This window comes from Pseudomonas sp. LBUM1671 (assembly GCF_059695685.1).
The window spans coordinates 298,996-317,764 of the sequence record NZ_CP166782.1; the positions used below are offsets into that span (position 1 = coordinate 298,996).

The 18,769-nt window shown below is 58.5% G+C and carries 20 protein-coding genes and 1 tRNA gene; 4 read left to right on the forward strand and 17 right to left on the reverse strand.

Annotated elements, in window-relative coordinates; translation table 11 throughout:
* Positions 1-134: 134 nt before the first annotated feature.
* From ACA060_RS01395 to ACA060_RS01415, 5 genes are all read right to left on the reverse strand, one after another.
* Positions 135-1,364: a methyltransferase gene (locus ACA060_RS01395; RefSeq protein ID WP_497314983.1), complete on the reverse strand. Its 1,230-nt coding sequence runs from the start codon at positions 1,362-1,364 to the stop codon at positions 135-137.
* Entirely contained in the window at positions 1,345-2,034 is a 690-nt protein-coding gene (locus ACA060_RS01400; protein ID WP_109627445.1) for an ABC transporter permease, read from the reverse strand. The genes ACA060_RS01395 and ACA060_RS01400 overlap by 20 nt, the downstream gene beginning before the upstream one ends.
* Complete coding sequence (locus ACA060_RS01405) at positions 2,031-2,726, reverse strand: ABC transporter permease (RefSeq protein WP_059406395.1); 696 nt, start codon at positions 2,724-2,726, stop codon at positions 2,031-2,033. Before ACA060_RS01405 ends, ACA060_RS01400 begins: the two co-directional genes overlap by 4 nt.
* 78 nt (positions 2,727-2,804) lie before the next feature.
* On the reverse strand, positions 2,805-3,551 hold the full coding sequence (locus tag ACA060_RS01410) for an ABC transporter substrate-binding protein (RefSeq protein WP_109627446.1): 747 nt from the start codon (positions 3,549-3,551) through the stop codon (positions 2,805-2,807).
* A 13-nt stretch (positions 3,552-3,564) separates the two neighbouring features.
* Positions 3,565-4,338 carry an ABC transporter ATP-binding protein gene (locus tag ACA060_RS01415; protein ID WP_007897462.1) on the reverse strand — a complete coding sequence of 258 codons (774 nt, stop codon included), beginning with the start codon at positions 4,336-4,338 and terminating at the stop codon, positions 3,565-3,567.
* A gap of 553 nt (positions 4,339-4,891) precedes the next feature.
* On the opposite strand from ACA060_RS01415, the gene gabP reads away from it, so the two are divergent.
* Both gabP and ACA060_RS01425 read left to right on the forward strand, forming a co-directional pair.
* Entirely contained in the window at positions 4,892-6,283 is a 1,392-nt protein-coding gene (gene gabP, locus ACA060_RS01420) for a GABA permease (protein WP_497314986.1), read from the forward strand.
* Positions 6,284-6,641: 358 nt separating this feature from the next.
* On the forward strand, positions 6,642-6,968 hold the full coding sequence (locus tag ACA060_RS01425; protein WP_497314988.1) for a hypothetical protein: 327 nt from the start codon (positions 6,642-6,644) through the stop codon (positions 6,966-6,968).
* Between the two features lie 80 nt (positions 6,969-7,048).
* Here the strand turns inward: ACA060_RS01425 and vapC are convergent, their stop codons facing one another.
* From vapC to ACA060_RS01455, 6 genes are all read right to left on the reverse strand, one after another.
* On the reverse strand, positions 7,049-7,456 hold the full coding sequence (gene vapC / locus ACA060_RS01430) for a type II toxin-antitoxin system tRNA(fMet)-specific endonuclease VapC (protein ID WP_497314990.1): 408 nt from the start codon (positions 7,454-7,456) through the stop codon (positions 7,049-7,051).
* Complete coding sequence (vapB, locus tag ACA060_RS01435) at positions 7,456-7,686, reverse strand: type II toxin-antitoxin system VapB family antitoxin (protein ID WP_497314992.1); 231 nt, start codon at positions 7,684-7,686, stop codon at positions 7,456-7,458. Before vapB ends, vapC begins: the two co-directional genes overlap by 1 nt.
* A 176-nt stretch (positions 7,687-7,862) precedes the next feature.
* A complete protein-coding gene (locus ACA060_RS01440; protein ID WP_497314993.1) occupies positions 7,863-8,315 on the reverse strand; it encodes a hypothetical protein in 453 nt (150 codons plus the stop codon).
* Positions 8,316-8,320: 5 nt separating this feature from the next.
* A complete protein-coding gene (locus tag ACA060_RS01445) occupies positions 8,321-8,737 on the reverse strand; it encodes a hypothetical protein (protein WP_109627451.1) in 417 nt (138 codons plus the stop codon).
* A 38-nt stretch (positions 8,738-8,775) separates the two neighbouring features.
* On the reverse strand, positions 8,776-9,750 hold the full coding sequence (locus ACA060_RS01450; RefSeq protein ID WP_497314995.1) for an alpha/beta hydrolase family protein: 975 nt from the start codon (positions 9,748-9,750) through the stop codon (positions 8,776-8,778).
* 72 nt (positions 9,751-9,822) lie between these two features.
* Positions 9,823-10,863: a PDDEXK nuclease domain-containing protein gene (locus ACA060_RS01455; protein WP_497314997.1), complete on the reverse strand. Its 1,041-nt coding sequence runs from the start codon at positions 10,861-10,863 to the stop codon at positions 9,823-9,825.
* Positions 10,864-11,126: 263 nt separating this feature from the next.
* On the opposite strand from ACA060_RS01455, the gene ACA060_RS01460 reads away from it, so the two are divergent.
* Complete coding sequence (locus tag ACA060_RS01460; RefSeq protein ID WP_497314999.1) at positions 11,127-11,576, forward strand: carboxypeptidase regulatory-like domain-containing protein; 450 nt, start codon at positions 11,127-11,129, stop codon at positions 11,574-11,576.
* Between the two features lie 37 nt (positions 11,577-11,613).
* On the opposite strand, the gene ACA060_RS01465 is transcribed toward ACA060_RS01460, so the two are convergent.
* From ACA060_RS01465 to ACA060_RS01490, 6 genes are all read right to left on the reverse strand, one after another.
* Complete coding sequence (locus ACA060_RS01465; RefSeq protein ID WP_010464610.1) at positions 11,614-12,075, reverse strand: DUF4234 domain-containing protein; 462 nt, start codon at positions 12,073-12,075, stop codon at positions 11,614-11,616.
* 332 nt (positions 12,076-12,407) lie between these two features.
* Positions 12,408-12,483 (reverse strand) — tRNA-Phe (locus tag ACA060_RS01470).
* 103 nt (positions 12,484-12,586) lie between these two features.
* Positions 12,587-12,859, reverse strand: a complete 273-nt coding sequence (locus ACA060_RS01475; RefSeq protein WP_008149405.1) for an oxidative damage protection protein — start codon at positions 12,857-12,859, stop codon at positions 12,587-12,589.
* Positions 12,856-13,923 (reverse strand): A/G-specific adenine glycosylase, encoded by a 1,068-nt coding sequence (mutY, locus tag ACA060_RS01480; RefSeq protein WP_497315001.1) that lies wholly within the window; start codon positions 13,921-13,923, stop codon positions 12,856-12,858. The genes ACA060_RS01475 and mutY overlap by 4 nt, the downstream gene beginning before the upstream one ends.
* The gene (locus ACA060_RS01485) at positions 13,920-16,142 is read right to left on the reverse strand and encodes an AsmA family protein (protein ID WP_497315003.1); all 2,223 of its coding nucleotides are present in this window, start codon (positions 16,140-16,142) and stop codon (positions 13,920-13,922) included. The genes mutY and ACA060_RS01485 overlap by 4 nt, the downstream gene beginning before the upstream one ends.
* A 78-nt stretch (positions 16,143-16,220) precedes the next feature.
* Complete coding sequence (locus ACA060_RS01490) at positions 16,221-16,625, reverse strand: acetyl-CoA sensor PanZ family protein (protein WP_109627465.1); 405 nt, start codon at positions 16,623-16,625, stop codon at positions 16,221-16,223.
* Between the two features lie 224 nt (positions 16,626-16,849).
* Between ACA060_RS01490 and ACA060_RS01495 the strand changes: the two genes are divergently transcribed.
* Positions 16,850-18,514 carry an OFA family MFS transporter gene (locus ACA060_RS01495; protein ID WP_109627467.1) on the forward strand — a complete coding sequence of 555 codons (1,665 nt, stop codon included), beginning with the start codon at positions 16,850-16,852 and terminating at the stop codon, positions 18,512-18,514.
* The last annotated feature ends 255 nt before the right edge of the window (positions 18,515-18,769 follow it).

Sequence of the window (18,769 nt, forward strand, 5' to 3'; positions counted from 1 at the left end):
GCGCAAATGCCTGTTTTTCTCGGTTTTTTATCATGTGTACGAAAATTGAACAGTAGCGTTTCACCCCTGAAACAGCTGCTTATATTGGATCCACGATAATTTAATCAACAGAGTTATCCACAGGCTGTGGCTTTTTATGGACGTTCGGCAAGAAGCAGGCAGTTGCGCGGCGTGAGCGGGGTTTTGCAGAAGGTGCCGAGGCGAACGGTGTAGCCCTGATCGGCCAGGAAAAGAGCCCGATCGAGTACCAGCCAAAGCTCCAGCGGGCGTCGGAAAAGGCCGCGCAGCAGTTCCAGGTTGCGTACTTCGGCGAGTCGTTGCCAGCCAGCGGCTTCGAGTGCGGACCAATCTTGCGGGCCGACTGTGGATAACTCTTTCAGCTCGGCCAGATGATGGCAGTAGTCGGCAAAGGATTTGTCCAGCCAGGTACTGGGCAAGGAAGGGGTTGGCAGGTAGTCGTCAATGCCGCGCAGTTGCCGTTGCAACAGGTCGAAACCCAAGCGCCGGGCCATGGAGGTATCGCGCTGGCGTCGGACGCGAGCCCCGGCGGTGACGGTTTCGCTCATCGGCAGCGAGAGATCGTCGAGCGAGAGTTGTAGGTCGGATCGCAAACCGGCCGGAGAAAGCGCTTGGTACGCAGGAAGACTGATCCGGTTATAGCAGCAGGGCGCGATGGCCAATTGTTTGCAGCCTGCCGCACTGGCAAGCTGCATCAACCGAACATGCAGATCCCCGCAGGCGTGCAGCGCTACTGGCGTGTGATCGGCATTCAACATAGCCGCAGCATCCACCGCGAGTACATCCTGTTCGACATGCAGCGCATGCAAGTGATGACGTTGGCTGAGTGCCTGACCACTGGCAACCAGCGCCGGGTCGTATTCCAGGCATGTCAGTTGTTGCCCGGTTTGCAATAAACGCCGACCTAAGTGGCCCTTGCCCGAACACCAATCCAGCCAATGCTTCGGCGGCGAGGCAAACGACAAGCAGCCGGCAAAGGCCTCAATCTGCTGCCATTTACGCCCCGGCACATCGACATTCAATCGATGCCCGGCCGCTCCCAGCGTATGCGCTGGCAACTCACCCACCGAACTCAACTCAAGGGACAGCGCCGCCAACGAAGCAAACGGCTCCGGCGCATTCAGCAAACCAGGTTGGTTATGACTGCTTTCCGCCTCTTCCAACGACCGCCCGCGTAGCCAAATCGCCAGTTCCGGGTAAGACGCTTCCCAAGGAAGCTGCAGATGAGTAAACGGACGAGGTTTCCACAACGCCTGATGCTCAATCAGAAAAGCATCCAGCGCCAGGAAACGGGCGAGTAAGGCGTCGCCCGTCAGCACGTGGGAATCAACGCCCTTGGCAGGCATCGACGCGCAGCCAGCGCTCCAGCAGCTTGAAGCCGCGAACCAGCACGTAAGCCATCAGCAGGTAGAACATGCCCGCGGCGAAGAAGATCTCCACCGGCAGGTAGGTCCGGGCAATGATGGTGCGGGCCATGCCGGTCAGTTCCAGCAGGGTCACGGTGCTGGCCAGCGCGCTGGCCTTGAGCATCAGGATCACTTCGTTGCTGTAGGCCGGCAGGCCGATGCGCGCGGCACGGGGCAGGATGATGTAGAACAGTGCCTTGGCTTTGGACATGCCCAAGGCGCGTGCGGCTTCGATCTCGCCCGGCGGAATCGCTTGAATCGCGCCGCGCAGGATCTCGGCAATGTAGGCTGCCGTGTGCAGGGTCATGGTTGCCGTGGCGCACCAGAACGGATCGCGCAGGTACGGCCACATCGAGCTGTTACGAACCGCGTCAAACTGCGCCAGGCCGTAATAGACCAGGAACAACTGAACCAGCAACGGCGTGCCGCGGAAAAAGAAGATGTAGCCGTAGGGGAATGCCCGCACCCACCACAGGCGCGAAGAGCGCGCGATGCCCAGCGGAATGGCCAGCAGCAACCCGGCGATGACGGCGATGGCCACCAGTTCCAGGGTCAGCGTCGCGCCTTGGGCCAGTTTCGGCAGCCACTTGATGATGACTTCCCAGTTCATTGGGTGCTCCTCGCGAAGCCGCGAGCGGCGCGTTTTTCCATGAAGTGCATACCGGTCATGGCCAAAATGGTCAGGCCCAGGTACATGAACGCGGCCACCATATAGAAGGTGAACGGCTGTTTGGACACGGTCACGCCGATTTGCGCATGGCGCATGATTTCTTCCAGGCCGATCACCGACACCAGCGCGGTGTCTTTCATCAGGATCATGAACAGGTTGCCCAGGCCGGGCAGGGCGATGCGCCACATCTGCGGCATGATCAACCGGGTAAAGATGCGGAATTTCGACAGGCCCAGGGCTACGCCCGCTTCACGGTGACCTTTGGGAATCGCCAGAATCGCACCGCGGAACACTTCCGTGGCGTAGGCGCCAAAGCACAGCCCCAGCGCAATCACGCCAGCGGCGAAGGCGTTGAGTTCGAGGTCGGGATTGCCGAAGAACTCGCCCAGTGCACGCATCAGGTTGACCGTACCGAAGTAGATCAACAGCACCCAGAGCAATTCAGGGATGCCGCGCACCAGGGTCGAATACGTACCGCCAAGCCACTGCAGCGGCTTGTACGGGGAAGTCTTGGCCAAGGCGCCGAGCAGACCGAGCACCAGCCCCAGGCACAAGGCCGAGAGTGCCAGTTTCACAGTCATCAGCGCGCCAGCGGCGAGCGCCGGGCCGAATCCGTAGAGATCGATAGTCATGGATTTCTTTTCAATGTGCAGCAGGCAATGCCAGGGGCTGGCGCCGTCAGAGAGCGGCGCCAGCCAGGCAAGTCAGAATCAATAGATGCTGAACGGGAAGTACTTGTCGTTGATCTTCTTGTAAGTGCCGTCCTCGACGATTTCTTTCAAGGCAAGGTTCAGCCTCGCGCGCAGGGTGTCGCCTTTACGCACAGCGATACCGATCTTGTCGCTTTCTTCCACCGGGTCACCCTTGAATTCATACGAACGACCGGCGTCGCTTTTCAGCCACTCATAGTTGACGTACTTGTCCGCCAGGATGCCGTCCAGACGACCGGAAGTCAGGTCGAGGTAAGCGTTTTCCTGAGTGTCGTAGAGTTTGACTTCAACGCCGGGCATGTTGTCTTCCATCCAGGTGCCGGCGAGGGTCGCACGTTGTGCGCCGATCACTTTGCCCTGCAGGGAATCCTTGTCGGTTTTGAACTCTTTGTCTTTCGGCGCGATGAACTGCAGTTTGTTCGAGTAGTACGGTTCGGTGAAGTCCACCGCTTGCTTGCGCTCGTCGGTGATCGACATCGAGGAGATCAGGAAGTCGAACTTCTTGGCGTTCAGGGCCGGGATGATGCCGTCCCAGTCGGACGTGACCACGGTGCAGTCGACTTTCATCTTGGCGCACAGGGCGTCGCCGATTTCTTTGTCGAAGCCGACGACATTGCCACTGGCATCTTTGTTGTTGAACGGCGGGTAGGCCGCTTCGATGCCCATCTTCAAGGTTTCGGCGGCGGCACCGGCGCTGAACGCCAGGGTGACGGCGGCCGCCAGGAAGATTTTTTTGTAGTTCTGCATGCGGGTAGCTCCGTTAGCGGTTGCTGGACATGAATTGTTTGCAGCGCGCCGAAAGCGGGTTTTCGAACACCTGCTGTGGCGATCCTTGCTCTTCTACCAGGCCCTGGTGGAGGAACACCACCTCGCTGGACACCTGACGGGCGAAGCCCATTTCATGGGTGACCAACAGCATGGTGCGGCCTTCCTCGGCCAATGCGCGGATGACATTAAGTACTTCCTGGACCATTTCCGGGTCAAGGGCGGAGGTGGGTTCGTCAAACAGAATCACCTTCGGCTGCATCGCCAGCGTGCGGGCGATGGCGGCGCGTTGTTGCTGGCCGCCGGACAGTTGCGCCGGATAGGCGTGGCGTTTATCAGCGATGCCGACCTTAGCCAGCAAGGCTTCGGCGACTTCGATGGCTTCGGCCTTGCTCTGGCCGAGCACCCGGCGCGGCGCCTCGATGATGTTGTCGAGCACGCTCATGTGCGGCCAAAGATTAAAGTTTTGAAATACAAAACCAATCTCGCTGCGCAGACGGTTGATCTGCTTGCCGTCGGCAGCGACCAGTTCGCCGTTCTTGGCGGCTTTGAGCTTGAGTTCTTCGCCGGCCACCAGGATCTGGCCCTGGTGCGGGTTTTCCAGCAGGTTGATGCAACGCAGGAACGTGGACTTGCCGGAGCCGGAAGAACCCAGGATCGAGATCACGTCGCCGTCGCGGGCGGTCAGCGAGATGCCTTTGAGCACCTCAAGCTGTCCGTAGCGTTTGTGCAAGTTGCGGATTTCAAGCGCGGGCGTGGCCTCAGCCATGTGCGTTCCTCATAGTGTTTCGCTCCTGCTGTTGGTTGGCCTTCCTGGCGAGGCGGCCAAGCTAGCATAGCGTTCGAATGGCAGCCAACAGCGCTACGGGCGGTAAACGGGTGGCATGTGGCAGGTTGTCGCATCGGTACAGCAGACTGTCGCGCTGCTATCAACCGAACAGCCGTTTGAACCAGCTGCCCCGTGGGTGTCGCGTAAAAAAGGGCGCGATGTTGCCAGCTTTGACGGGGTGTTGGAAGCGCTAACCGGCCAAACGTTCCTGATCTGCACTTTTATTGTGCGTCGTGACATTTTCGGGTGTGTTTCTGGTGCGCTGGTTCGTTCCCAAAGTGGGTCGCAGGGTAACGCTCTGGCGAATTGCCATTAATCTCAAGGACTTGCGATGACTGTCCGGTCACGCCACAGGCCCCGTGCTTCGGGAGTTTGAAACATTTTGGCGCAATTATTGCGTGCAGAATATGGAACGCCCTGTTGGTTTCTTTTTACGAGAAGGAACGCCGGACGGGATGGATGCACACCGCTTTCCCTTACAAAGGTAGTTTCAATGAGCAGTACCCCAAGTTCCAATGGCCTCGAACAGGGGCTCAAACCGCGTCACGTGACCATGTTGTCGATCGCCGGGGTTATCGGCGCAGGGCTGTTCGTCGGCTCGGGCCATGCCATCGCCGCCGCCGGTCCGGCTGTTCTGTTGGCTTACGCTGCCGCCGGTGCTCTGGTGGTTCTGGTCATGCGCATGCTCGGCGAGATGGCTGTTGCGTCGCCAGATACAGGCTCCTTTTCGACCTACGCCGATCGCGCGATCGGTCACTGGGCCGGTTTCACCATTGGCTGGTTGTACTGGTGGTTCTGGGTATTGGTGATCCCGCTGGAAGCCAACGCCGCCGCGACCATCCTGCATGCCTGGTTCCCCAACGTGGCGATCTGGGCTTTCACCCTGGTTATCACCTTGCTGCTGACAGTGACCAACCTGTTCAGCGTGAAGAACTACGGTGAGTTCGAATTCTGGTTCGCCCTGGTCAAAGTCATCGCGATCATCGGCTTCATTGGCCTCGGCATCATGGCGATCTTCGGCTTCTTGCCGAACAGCCAGGTCAGCGGCGTTTCCCATCTGTTCGACACCCAGGGCTTCCTGCCGAACGGCATGGGCGCGGTACTCGGAGCCATTCTGACTACCATGTTTTCCTTCATGGGCACCGAGATCGTGACCATCGCGGCCGCGGAATCGAAGAACCCAGGCCAGCAGATCTCCAAGGCCACCAACTCGGTGATCTGGCGGATCGGCTTGTTCTACCTCGTGTCGATCTTCATCGTCGTGGCCCTGGTGCCATGGAATGACCCGGTGCTGGCGGCTGTCGGTTCCTACCAGACCGTGCTTGAGCGCATGGGCATCCCGAATGCCAAGCTGATCGTCGACATCGTGGTGCTGGTCGCGGTAACCAGCTGCCTGAACTCGGCCCTATACACCGCATCACGCATGATGTTCTCCCTGGGCAAGCGCGGTGACGCACCGGCCGTTTCCCAGCGCACCAACAAAAGCGGCACGCCGTACTGGGCTGTCATGTTGTCCACTGGCGCAGCGTTCCTTGCCGTGTTCGCCAACTACGTGGCCCCGGCTGCGGTGTTCGAATTCCTGCTGGCCAGTTCTGGCGCCATCGCGCTGCTGGTGTACCTGGTGATCGCGATTTCGCAACTGCGTATGCGCAAACAGCGCATGGCTCGCGGTGAAAAAATCGTCTTCAGCATGTGGCTGTTCCCAGTCCTGACCTACGCGGTGATCATCTTCATCGTCGTCGCCCTGACCATCATGCTGTTCCAGGAAGCCCATCGCGTGGAGATCCTCGCGACCGGTCTGCTGAGCTTGTTGGTCGTGGCTGCGGGCTTGTTTGTGGCCCGCCGTCGTCGCAACGAGAAGCTGATCGCAGCGGTAGCGCGCTGAGTGGTTTGACTCAAGCCGACCGCTGTTGAACCACACAAACGACCGCCATCAGAAATGATCGCGGTCGTTTTTGCTTTCATTCAGGCGAGTTATCGAGCGGTTACCTGATGGACACGATGATGGCTAGATAGTAGCCTTCTCGTCGAATGTGTATCTCGCTGTTGCGGGATGCGATGGAGTTTCAGGACACGGATTGTTCGACGCCCCCAGCCTTTCTGGCTAAAGCCCCCGACCCTTTCTTGCCTGCTCCTCATCTGACGCAAGTCACAGATGCATTTGCGTGTGCTTGCCGTTTATAGCGCTGCATGGAGCTAGCCCGGCCATTCAGCCAACCCATTGGGGCATCAAGGAGTCAGGCATGGCGTTTACATCGGTTGTGTTCAAAAACCCTAACACCGGTGCCATGAAAGAAGCGCCAATCGGCTTCTCGTGGACCGTATTTTTCTTTGGCTTTTTCCCGGCCTTGTTCCGTGGTGATTTCAAGTGGGCGGCGATCATGTTCGTGGTGGCCTGCTTCACGTTCAGCCTCAGCAACCTTGTGTTCATGTTCATCTACAACAAGCTGTACGTGCAGGACCTGATCGGTGCCGGTTACAAGGCTCAATCCATCGCCAAAGGCGATCTGAGCTATGCCAGCGCCAAGATCGGTATTGAAATTCCGCGTCTGGAAGGTGTTGCTGCCTGATTGTTGTAAGTCAGGTGTGAAAAAAACGGCCGCTGTCAGTGATGACAAGCGGCCGTTTTTTTTCGTTAGCTTTATTCGATTCAATCGGGATGAACCCAATCCTCTACACGTAATCCTGGCACCCGTTCGAACTCACGCAGATTGTTGGTGACGACAATTAACCCTCGTGAGCGCGCATGTCCGGCAATCATTTGGTCATAGGGACCAATGGGCGTTCCGGCCTTCGCTAGCTCGGACCGGATCATTCCGGTATGCGCAGCTGCTTCATTGTCGAAAGGGAAAACTTCAAGGCGGGCTATGAAACTTTCAATTACGGCGATGTTCTTTTCGGGGGTCGCTGATTTTTCGGCACCGTAGATCAACTCCATCAGCGTAATCGCGCTGATGCATAACTGTCCGTCATGCAAGTTGAAAGCTTCTCTGACTATTTGCGGTTTGTTCTTGATGGTGAAGATGCAGATATTGGTATCGAGCATGAACTTGATCATCAGAACGACTCACGCTCCTGATCAGCGGGTTGTTGGCGATCAGTCATAAAATCTGGGCTGACGTTATCTCCATCGAACCAGCTATCCCATGTCTCGTCTGCAGGCGTAATGATGCGAGCCCGACCGATGGCAAATACGTTGACCCGTTTGACGTCACTTGGCATCGCCACAGCTTTCGGCAGACGGACAGCCTGGCTTCGATTGCTCATGAAAAGGGTAGTCTGTTCCATTGTGGCCTCCTGCGTTTTTACGGGCGTCTGAGTCCAGAGAATAGATCTCTATTGGGATATGTCAATGGGATATACCTGCCCGATGACGAGAGGTCGATGAGCTTTGGAAATGGACATAAAAAAACGGCCGCTGTCAGTGATGACAAGCGGCCGTTTTTGCTTTCAAGGGCGAGGGTTTATTCGCTCTTTTCTTCCTGCGCATCCAGTGACTGACGATAGCTGTCCAGCGCATCGCCAAAATCAGTGATGAATTGCGGATCGGTCAGCCAGGCTTGAGCGGCATCGCGGTCCATGCCGTCGGCCCACATGCGGTAGTCGATCAGCATGTCGGCGGCCAGGTGAGTGGCGGCCATGGCTTCGTTGTCGGCGTTTTCCATGTCCAGCAGTTCTGGATGGTCGCTGATGATCCCGGCGAGGTCCGACAACAGGGCCAGCAGCATGTCGTTGCGGCTGATGGCTTCGGCGTCGCGCATTTTGCTGAACATTGCCAGCGTGTATTCCGGAATCGGCTCGCCGATTTCACCCAGGTCATCGTCCAGCGCGGCGGGTTTGCGGCCGTGGATGTTGATCTGTCTGGCTTTGATCTTGGCCCGCTTGGCGCGTTTTTGCTGCTTGTTCAGGGATGCCATTAAATTCAGTTCGCTTTCTGTTGGGTTTGGGCCGCAATGACGTCGGACGCCGCGACGTAGTCAGCCTGGAAGGCCGGTGATTCGATCCACGCCAGGGCGCCGGCTTCATCGGCCTCGGTGGACCATTGGCGATATTCGATCAGCGCAGCGAGGATGAAATCCATCGCGCCTTCTTCGCCTTCCTGCTCGTACACCAGTTCCAGCAGCGGGTCTTCGAGGAAGGCCAAGCACATCGCTTGCTGGCTGGTTTTTTCGGCATCGATCATTTTCTTGAACAGTTCGGTCAGGTCCACCGATTCGAAGTCGATGCGATCATCGTTCGGGTCCAGCTCGACCGGCGCGGCAGCCCGCTGGGTGCGGTTTTGCTTGGCCTTTGCCTTGGCGCGGGAAGCGCGTTTGTTCTGCTTGTTGGCGGATGCCATGGGTGAAATTCCGTCATTCGGTGAGAGGGGCGGGTCAATCAGTTGCGTGGCACTTGCCGCCCCGGTGTATCGGTGGCCAGTTCGCCGGTCTGCAACCAGGACAATGCAATGGGCCATAGTGTGGCTTGGTATGCGCTGCGAAAAAAGGCGAAATGTCCGACTTCTTTTTCGCCGATGTCTTCCGGGGCGATTCGCAGGTGGGTGTTTGTGCTGCCGGTGAAGTAGCCGAGCAGGCGTTCAATGGCGGCGATCGTACCGTAAGGATCGTCGCTGATGCTGATGGCCAGGGTTTTTGCGGTGACTGATGCAAAGGGAAGCCGGCCGGTTTTTGCGTGCATGACACGACCGCTGGGCCGCGTTTCGTAGCGCGCAGTGGGCGTGCTCCAGTCGCGAACCACTGCGGCGGGCGTGTCCTCCAGCCAGCCGAGACGTTTGCCGGGGAAGTAGCCGTAAAGCAGGGTCATCAACGGCATCACCACGTGCCACTTGCCGAACATCCGCCAGCGATGGGTGGGCGCATAGTCGCGCCAGTACGCGAATTGCGCGCCGACCGTCACCAAGTGCCGAATCAAATGCCCAAACGCTCCCAGGCCCGCTGCACAGCCTCCAAAGCTGTGGCCGACCACGTCGATGGGCTGGCCAGGGAATTCGCGCTGAGCGCGCTTGAGCATCGCCTCGAAATCCAGCACGCCCCAATCAGACCAGGACGCCTCCAGCCCTTTCAACGACGTTGGCCGCGATTCGCCGATGCCGCGGTAGTCATAGGTGATGACATCGAAATCATTGGTGAACAGATAGTCGGCGAAACGCGAATAGTGCCGGCAACGAACCGAGGTGGCTGCGTTGATCACGACGACCGGGCGCGCGCGGTCCTGAGAGGCGTGCCGCCAAGTGAAGCCGCCGAGGATGAAGGCGTCTGCGGCGGGCTCCTTGAACGGTTCTCCAGCGGTGTCGGTGGTCAGCGGCAATTCGATCTGAGTCGGCGCCAGTGAAGGCATGTCCTGCAAATTCATCGGCTTTGGACCTTTGCGGGTAGTTGCCAACGATAGTCCTCACACCGCCTGTGAACAATCAGCCCGTATTTATCAGGGGGTCAGATCAAGCAGTCGCTCCTCGATTGCCGCCCGTTCTCGATCCAGTTCTGCACGCAGTTCCTCTTCGCTCGGCAGCACTAGTTTGTACTTGCTGGCGAACAGTTGCTCATTGCCTTCCAGTACTGAATAGCGCACCACCGACTCATCTTTTTGCGCGCAGAGAATGATGCCGACGGTAGGGCCGTCTTCCGGTCCGCGTTTGAGGTCGTCGTACATCCGCACGTACATGTCCATCTGGCCGACATCCTGGTGGGTCAGTTCGCCGCGCTTTAGATCGAAGATAACGAAGCAATTGAGCAGGTAGATGTAGAACACCAGGTCGATGTAGAAGTCTTTGCTGTCGGTGCTGATGCGTTGTTGGCGGGCGATGAAGGCAAAGCCTTTGCCCAGTTCAAGCAGGAAGGCTTGAAGCTGCTGGATCAGTGCTTGTTCGAGATCGGTTTCCTGGGTCAGGCCCAGAAATTCCAGCATTACCGGATCCCTGATGAAATCTCTAGGGTGTGCGTTCATTTTCTGGATGTTGGTTGCGGCTTCCTGTTTGACGGCGGGGCGGTCGCGACTTGCTAACAAACGTTCGTAGTACAGGGTGTTGATCTGGCGTTCCAGGGCGCGGGATGACCAGTTTTGTATGGCAGATTCGTTCATGTACCAGTGACGGGCGTGTTCATTATCGACACGCAGTAGCCTGCGGTAGTGGGTCCAGCTCAATTCGGAACGCACTGCGTCCCAAATTGGAAAGGTCTGATAAAAGTCCCGCATATAGCGCAGGTTGCGTTCATCAAAACCTTTTCCAAATTGCGTAGTAAGAGTTTTGGCCAGTGTTGGAAGCAAGCGCTTGCCGTATGCCGCCCGCCGAGCCCCCTCCTGCTCAAACTCGACAATATGCCTTCCAATCTGCCAGCAGGTTTGCACCTGAACGGTATCGACCGCTCGCAACACCTTCTGGCGTGCCTGACGTATCAGTTCTCCAAGGTTTCCCACCAGAGAGGCAAGTTGTGGGTCTTGAGTGTTTTCGGTTTTGACGATGCTCATGAAGTCTTCCGCGGCTGGAGGAACAGGCGAAAGAGAATGCCAAGAGAGGGCAGGGTGGCGATGCAGGGCGTGGCCGGGAAATCCGCAGGAAATGCCGGATTCGTTTTGCAGGATCGTGCCGACGGCTGCGCGTGTTTGAGGAATACAAGGCGTAGTCCATTTCGCAGTGATCTCAAGGTCGAATCAATCTAAAACTTGGACATCGCCCGGCAAATCAAAAGTGAAGGACCAGGAGGGCGCTGTGAAGCCCAGGAGTCGTCATCATGAAGTACCTCCATTCACTCATGTTGCCCATCGTCGCTATTGGCGTATTGATGTTTCCAGCCACGTCGTGGGCTGCGAGCCTCGAGCCCATCGACAGTTCAGGCGTGCAGATTCAGCGGCAGGAACAGGACGGGATTACCTATTTGTCCGGCGGTATTGGCGAGGATGAAGCGAAGGCCATTCAGCAAACGACCGGCTACAACCTGCACATGACCTTTTCCATTGGGCCGGAGGGCAAATATGTGCCGGACGTGGAATTGGTTATTCAGAGTGCTCAAGGGCAATCAGTGCTGACACTCAGTCAGGCAGGGCCTTTGGTATATGTACAGTTACCGGCTGGCAAGTACACCGTCGTCGCCACCCGTAACGGTGAGGCAAAGCGCGACACGACAGATGTCGACAGCGCTGGTGTGCGTAATCTGGTGTTCAACTGGAAGGGTGATGAGTGACGGTGGCAGTCCTTCGAGACTGCCGCCCGCCGATTGATCAGGCTTGCGTCGTCTGGCCGCGCAGGATCAGTTGTTTGCGCTGTTCTTCAGGCAAGTCGTTGATGCAGTAATTCACGTAAAAAATGTTCAGGAAGAACGTATAGAACCCGTTCATGCGCAAGTCGATTTTGTGCTCGTTGAGAGCGTATTCCGACAGCGCGTTTTTTGCCTTGAAGGCCCACACGATGTACAGCGCGTTCAATGCGATCAGCAGAATGCCGGAAAGCGAGTCGAACAACACGTCGCCCAGGTTCGACAACGCGCCGCTCCAGCCAAGGCAGACAGCGACCCAAATCACGTAAGTGTCGTCGACCACTTTGATTTTCGTCGTTTCGTTGATCTTCTGGTTGCTCTTGTACAACCACAACAGCAAGTAGATCCCGGCGGTCGCAATCGACAGCAGGACCATGTTCAAGGTTTTGGTGTTGACCTTGTCTTTCAGTTCATTGATGTCGGACATAACTGTTCCATGTTCAGGGCTTTCGAGAAGGGAGCGTGCCTGGAAGGCTGGCTTCGTGTCGTCGAACAGGGAAGGGCAGTGTTTTGCGGGGAGGGGTGAAAAGCACGCACTCCTTGCGCTGTCTCTATCCTGTATCGACTGATTCGGATGTGGGGGCATCGGGATCAGTTGGCTTTATTCCATGCACGGGCAAAATCATAGCACGGTGCCATCATCGTGCCCGAGTACTAAAGAGTGATTGTTTTTCCGGCATCTGTGCTGCGGTGGATTGTCGTTATCAAATCCCAGGCATAAAAAAACCCTGAATCTTGCGATTCAGGGTTTTCGGTATTTGGTGCCCAGAGACGGAATCGAACCGCCGACACGGGGATTTTCAATCCCCTGCTCTACCGACTGAGCTATCTGGGCAACGGGGCGCATTAAACGGGTTTTTCAGGGGGTCGTCAAGCAAGTTTTCAAAAAAAATTTAACTATTACCGTCGCTTACGTTCCGACCCCCAATAAAACGGGATTATTCAGCCGGCGGAACGTAGCCGTCAGCCTTGGCGTATTCCTCGCCGGAAAAGAACTTGTCCATCTCGCCCTGAAGGTATTTGCGGTCTTCGGCGTTCATCATGTTCAGGCGTTTTTCGTTGATCAGCAGGGTCTGGTGTTTCTGCCAGTCGGCCCAGGCCTTGGCCGAGACGTGGTCAAAAATGTCCTGACCTTTGGCGCCCGGGAATGGAGCGCGCTCAAGGGCGGGCAATTCTTCTTTGTACTTGCGGCACATGATGGTGCGGGTCATGACGACTCTCCTGCGTTCAATACGGCGGCCGCGCGTTCGAGCAAGGTCTTGACCGGGGCGGCAAGGCCCAGGCGCGGCGGGGTGGCGAGGTTATACCAGAGCCAGTCGGCCTCGGCCACGTGATGGCCGGCATCCTGGACCTGCACCAGCCAGGGTTCGATGGACAACTGGAAGTGGCTGAAGGTGTGGACCAGGCTCGGCAGCGCTTGTTGGTTGCCCAGTTCCAGTGAGTGCTGCGTGGCCAGATGTTGCAGGTCGTTGAGGTCGTCGAGTTCCGGCAGGCTCCAGAGACCGCCCCACAAGCCCGTGGAGGGCCGGCGGTAAAGCAGAATCGCGCCTTCGCCGTTGGCGAGCATTGGCATCAACGTGCGCTTCTGTGGCACGGTTTTGCGCGGCTTGGGGATCGGGTAGCGGGTTTCCAGGCCGAGCATGTGGGCTTCGCAGCCCTTTTTCAGCGGACACAGCAGGCAGCTCGGTTTGCTGCGTGTGCAAAGCGTGGCGCCCAGATCCATCATAGCCTGGGTGTAGGCGTTGACCCGATCATGCGGCGTAAAGCGCTCAGCGTTCGCCCACAGCTGCTTGGCGACTTTCGGCTCGCCCGGATAACCCTCTTGCGCGGTAAAGCGCGCCAGCACGCGTTTGACGTTGCCGTCGAGGATCGGCGCCCGCAGGCCCATGCTCAGGCTGGCGATAGCACCGGCCGTAGACAGGCCGATCCCCGGCAACTCGACAAGCTTTTCGACATCCCGGGGAAACTCGCCACCGTACTCGGCCACGACAATCTTCGCGGTCTTCTGCAAATTACGCGCGCGGGTGTAGTAACCGAGGCCGGTCCACAGGTGCAGCACTTCGTCTTCCGGCGCAGCGGCCAGCGCCTCGACCGTCGGCAGCGAGGCCATGAACCGGTCGAAGTAATTCAGCACGGTGCTGACCTGGGTTTGCTGCAACATGATCTCCGAGACCCACACTCGATACGGCGTGATGCCTTGTTGCCAGGGCAAATCGTGGCGGCCGTGGCGGTCGTACCAGTCCAGCACCGCCGATGAAAACTGCTCGGCTCTCATCGCTTGAACAGCCCCTTCAGCGCGTCTTTCAGTTCAGGGCTGACCTTGTCGCCAAGCTTCTCGTCGATTTTTTCGCTGATCCGCTCGCCCGCCAGCTTGCTCGCGACCTGGCCCATACGTTCGTTATCGAGGCGGCAAGCCTTGGCGCCCAGCTCAAGCGGGCCACGGCAGCGCAGCGGCCATTCGATGCCGACGAACTTCTCGCCAACCTGGCACGCCGGGTCCGGCATGTCGCTCTTGTCGCCTTCGACGATGACGCCGACGCGGTAATCCATGCCCAGCACCCGCAGGTCGACATCGCCATCACCCTTCACGGTCATGCCCGGGATACGTACTTTCAAATCCGGGTTGCTCGCCACGCCGTTACGGAAGGTCAGGTTGCCGTTGAGCTCCTGGAACGGTGTGTCCTTGCCCCGTGGCTCGCCGCTGAGGGATTTGCGGTTCAGGGTGGCGATGCCTTTGCACAGCTGTTGCTCGAGGTTGGCATTGAGCAGCACGCCGTTGTTGATGACGAAGCTGGCATTGCCGTTGAGGGTCTCGATCAGCACTTGCTGGCTATTGCCGCTGCCAGTCAGCGCACTGTTGAGCGTGACCAGGCCTTGGACTGGTGGATTCTTCCCTTGGCTTTCGAGGATTTTTTCCACCGGCACTTTAGTGATGCGGGTCTGCATGTTCAGCGCCGGCACTTCCTGGCGCACGTCCAGAGTGCCCTTGGCTTCGAAGTTGCCGCCGTACAGATCGCCGCGCAGGTTCTCCAGGGTCAGCAGGCCGCCTTGGCCGGTGGCCTTGAGTGCTGCGTTCTGGATCGGCAGTTTGTCGAGGGTCAACTGGCCGAAGGTCAGGTCGGCGTCCACGTCGAGTTTTCTCAAGCGTTCAACCGGCAACAGGCGTTCAGTGCTCCATGCGGTTTTGGTCGGTGCGGCGGGCAACGGTGTGCTGCCGGCGCCTGCCATGGCATCGGCCTCTGTGCTGGCGACTTCGGCCTGGCGCACTTGAGTCGCGCTGTTGGCTTCGGCGGATTTTGGCGGCAGGTAACGGTCGACGTTGAAGGTGTCAGCCTTGAGGTTTGCGCGCAGCGATTGCTTGGCGAAGTCCTCGACGGCGATGCGGCCGCTGAAGCTGCTGTCGTCGACTTTCAGGTTGATGTTGTCGAGCGACAGGCTCGCAGGCGTGCCCGCCAGACGGCTGACCAGCTCGACCTTGCTCAGGCTGCCTTCGGCCATGACCGGGAGTTTCTGGCCGATGCTGTCGACGAATTTCGCCAGGTCGAACTGGGCGATCGAAATGCCGCCGCTGATTTGCGGCGTCTTGTCGAGGTCGTTGACCTTCAGTTCGCCCAATGCGCGCAATTGGTTGGCGGAGATTTTGATGCCGGTCCATTCGGCGACGTTCGCGGCTTTATCCAGCAGCAACTGGCCTTGGGCGGCGAAGGTCATGGTCTTGCCTTGCAGCGGATCGCCGGCGACTTCGCCGGAGAGTTTCATGTCTTCGAATTTGTAGCGCTGCAAGGCGCGTTCGAAACGCAGCTCGCCATTGAGCTCGGTGCGTACGCGCAAAACCGGCTGATTGGTGCCGAGGAACGCGGTGAGCTTGACTGGAATGTTGGTCGAGTCGTGGACCGGGCCGGTACTCAGCTGGATGCTTTCGGCGCTGAACTGCTTGCCGGTCTTCTCGTCGTTGTATTCAACGCGGGCGTTGTTGACGGTCAGGCTGTCGATGTCCAGGCGAATCGGCTGGGCCGGTTTTTCCGCCTGGGCGGTGGTGTCTGGCGCAGGAGCCGGTTCGCCAGGCGTGGCCGCCGGGGTAGCTGGCGCCGGGGCCTTGCCAATGTCTTCCCAGTTGCCATGGCCATCTTTGTCGCGGCTCAGGCGCAGGTTCAGGCCTTCGACGCGCACGTCACTCATCTGCACTTCGCGGCGCAGCAGTGGCAGCACGCGCACGGACAGGCCAAGCATCTGCAGGTCGGCGAACGGCTCGGTGGGCTTGGCCAGGGTCGCGACACTGGCTTCGTGCAATTCCAGGCCGAGCCACGGGAACAGGCTCCAGCCGATATCGCCATTGAGCGTCAGCTCGATGTGGGCCTTGTCGCGGGCAATCTGGCGAATCTCGTCTTTATAGTCGTTGGGATCGAAGAGGTGGGTCAGGGCAAAGCCCAGCGCCACAATGATCAGCAACAGCCCGAGAAGCACCAGACCCAGGATTTTGCCGAACGCTTTCATGGGCGAGTCCTTGTAGTTAGTCGAATTCGAAATTTAGCCGGGGAGTATAGCGCTCCGAAGCGGACGACCGGTCAGCGATCACGCCGGCAACACATCCAGCGGCACTTTCAGCTTGGCGGCCAGGGCTTGTGCTTCGAGATGCCCGGCAGGTGCAAGCAAACGCAATGTCGCGCCCGATTGCGACGCCATCTTCTGCGCTTCGTTCACCATCCGCTCGGCAACGCCTCGACGACGGGTAATTTTTCGCACGCAAAGTTGGGACAAGTGCCAGACGTCCTGGTGCCGTTGCAAACGGGCCGCACCGAGCAGTCGATCATTGAAGCGTCCGGCGATCAGCGAACCGTCGCCCAGGCAGCCTTCGATCAGCTGCACATCCCCGGAAAACGGGGCGAACAGCCAGTCCGGGGCGTCGCGGTAAATCTTTTGCAGGTCTTGCTGATCCTGATAAGTGGCTTCGTTCAGCGGCTCGACAATGATCGGCATGGCGGTTCCTTCAGTGGTACGAGAACAGACGACTTACAGAAAGGTGATATCACTTTGGTTTTTCTGTCACGTACAGATGGTAACCTCTGCCAGTTCGTCCGTCCTTCTGCGACGTGATGTCGCACCAAAATGGAGCTTCACCCTGAAAAAGACAGTCATGCGTGCGCATAAGGCTGGGGGTGAAGAGTGGCTGGCGAACCATACTAATAATTGGGGGATACACAATGACCACGAGCATCACGGCGGACGGCCTCAAAGCCGATCAGCCCGCGTTCCTGTCCAAGGAACGCATTATCGCCAAGCCCGGTTTCAACCGTTGGCTGGTTCCACCGGCCGCTTTGGCCATCCACCTCTGCATCGGCATGGCCTACGGCTTCTCGGTGTTCTGGCTGCCGCTGTCCAAAGCCCTGGGCGTGACCAAGGCAGTGGCCTGCGCACCGGACATGAGCTTCATCTCGCAGGTTTTCTCGTCGCAATGTGACTGGCCGATCTCGATGCTCGGCTGGATCTACACCCTGTTCTTCATCTTCCTCGGTTGCTCGGCAGCGATCTGGGGCGGCTGGCTGGAACACGCCGGGCCGCGCAAGGCGGGTGTCGTATCGGCTTTGTGCTGGTGCGGTGGCCTGCTGATCTCGGCGCTGGGGGTTTATACCCACCAGATCTGGCTGATGTGGATCGGCTCCGGGGTTATTGGCGGTATCGGTCTGGGGTTGGGTTACATCTCGCCGGTGTCGACCCTGATCAAGTGGTTCCCGGACAAGCGCGGCATGGCGACCGGCATGGCAATCATGGGCTTCGGCGGTGGTGCGATGGTTGGTGCTCCACTGGCCGCAGCCTTGATGGGCCACTTCGCTTCGGCAGAGAGCGTCGGCGTATGGCAGAGCTTCCTGGTGATGGCCGCGATCTACTTCGTGTTCATGATCGGTGGTGCACTGTCCTACCGCGTGCCGCCAACCGGCTGGAAGCCTGAAGGCTGGACTGCTCCGGCGAAGAAAGCTTCGAATGCGATGATCACTCACCGTCACGTCCACGTGAATGTGGCGTGGAAAACCCCACAATTCCGTCTGGTGTGGCTGGTGCTGTGCCTGAACGTGTCGGCGGGTATCGGCATCCTGGGCATGGCTTCGCCACTGTTGCAGGAAGTCTTCGCTGGCAAATTGCTCGGCACTGACCAGACGTTTGGTCAGCTGGACGCCGCGCAATTGGCGTCGATTGCTGCCATCGCTGCCGGTTTCACCGGTTTGTTGAGCCTGTTCAACATCGGTGGCCGATTCTTCTGGGCTTCGTTCTCGGATTATCTGGGCCGTAAAAACACCTATTTCGTGTTCTTCGCCCTCGGTTTCGCGCTGTACGCGTTGATTCCGAACCTCGGTCACCTGGGCAACGTTGCGCTGTTCGTGGCGGCGTTCTGCATCATCCTGTCGATGTACGGCGGTGGTTTTGCGACCGTGCCAGCTTACCTGGCGGACCTGTTCGGTACGCAAATGGTTGGCGCGATCCACGGTCGTCTGCTGACGGCATGGGCAGCGGCGGGCGTGTTGGGTCCGGTGTTGGTGAACTACCTGCGCGAGTATCAGCTGAGCATCGGCGTTGAACGCGCTGCGGCTTACGACATCACCTTGTACATCCTCGCAGGCCTGCTGGTGCTGGGCTTCCTGTGCAACCTGATGGTTCGCCCGGTGGCCGACAAGTACTTCATGACCGACGCTGAACTGGCCGCCGAACAGGCGCTGGGCCACGACAAGGGTGCTGATGCCAGCACCGTGCTGGAGTGGAAAGCGGATGCGGGCACCAAGCCGTTGGCAGTAGCTGCGTGGCTGGTGGTGGGTATTCCGTTGGCGTGGGGTGTTTGGGTGACGCTGCAGAAAACGGCTGTCCTGTTCCACTAAGTTAAGTAAACGCGATACCCCTGTGGGAGCGAGCCTGCTCGCGATAGCGGTCTGACAGTCGACAGAGATGTTGAATGTGCGGGCCTCATCGCGAGCAGGCTCACTCCCACATTTGTTCTGTGGTGCGTGCAAATGGCTTGTATGGACATGTCTATCCCCGACAGCGCGGTGTTCTGTCCGTCAGTCATATCACCTCCCGTGTTTCTGTTTCGCGCCCGCGCCCCTATAATGGCTGCCTTTTTCGCCCAATGATTT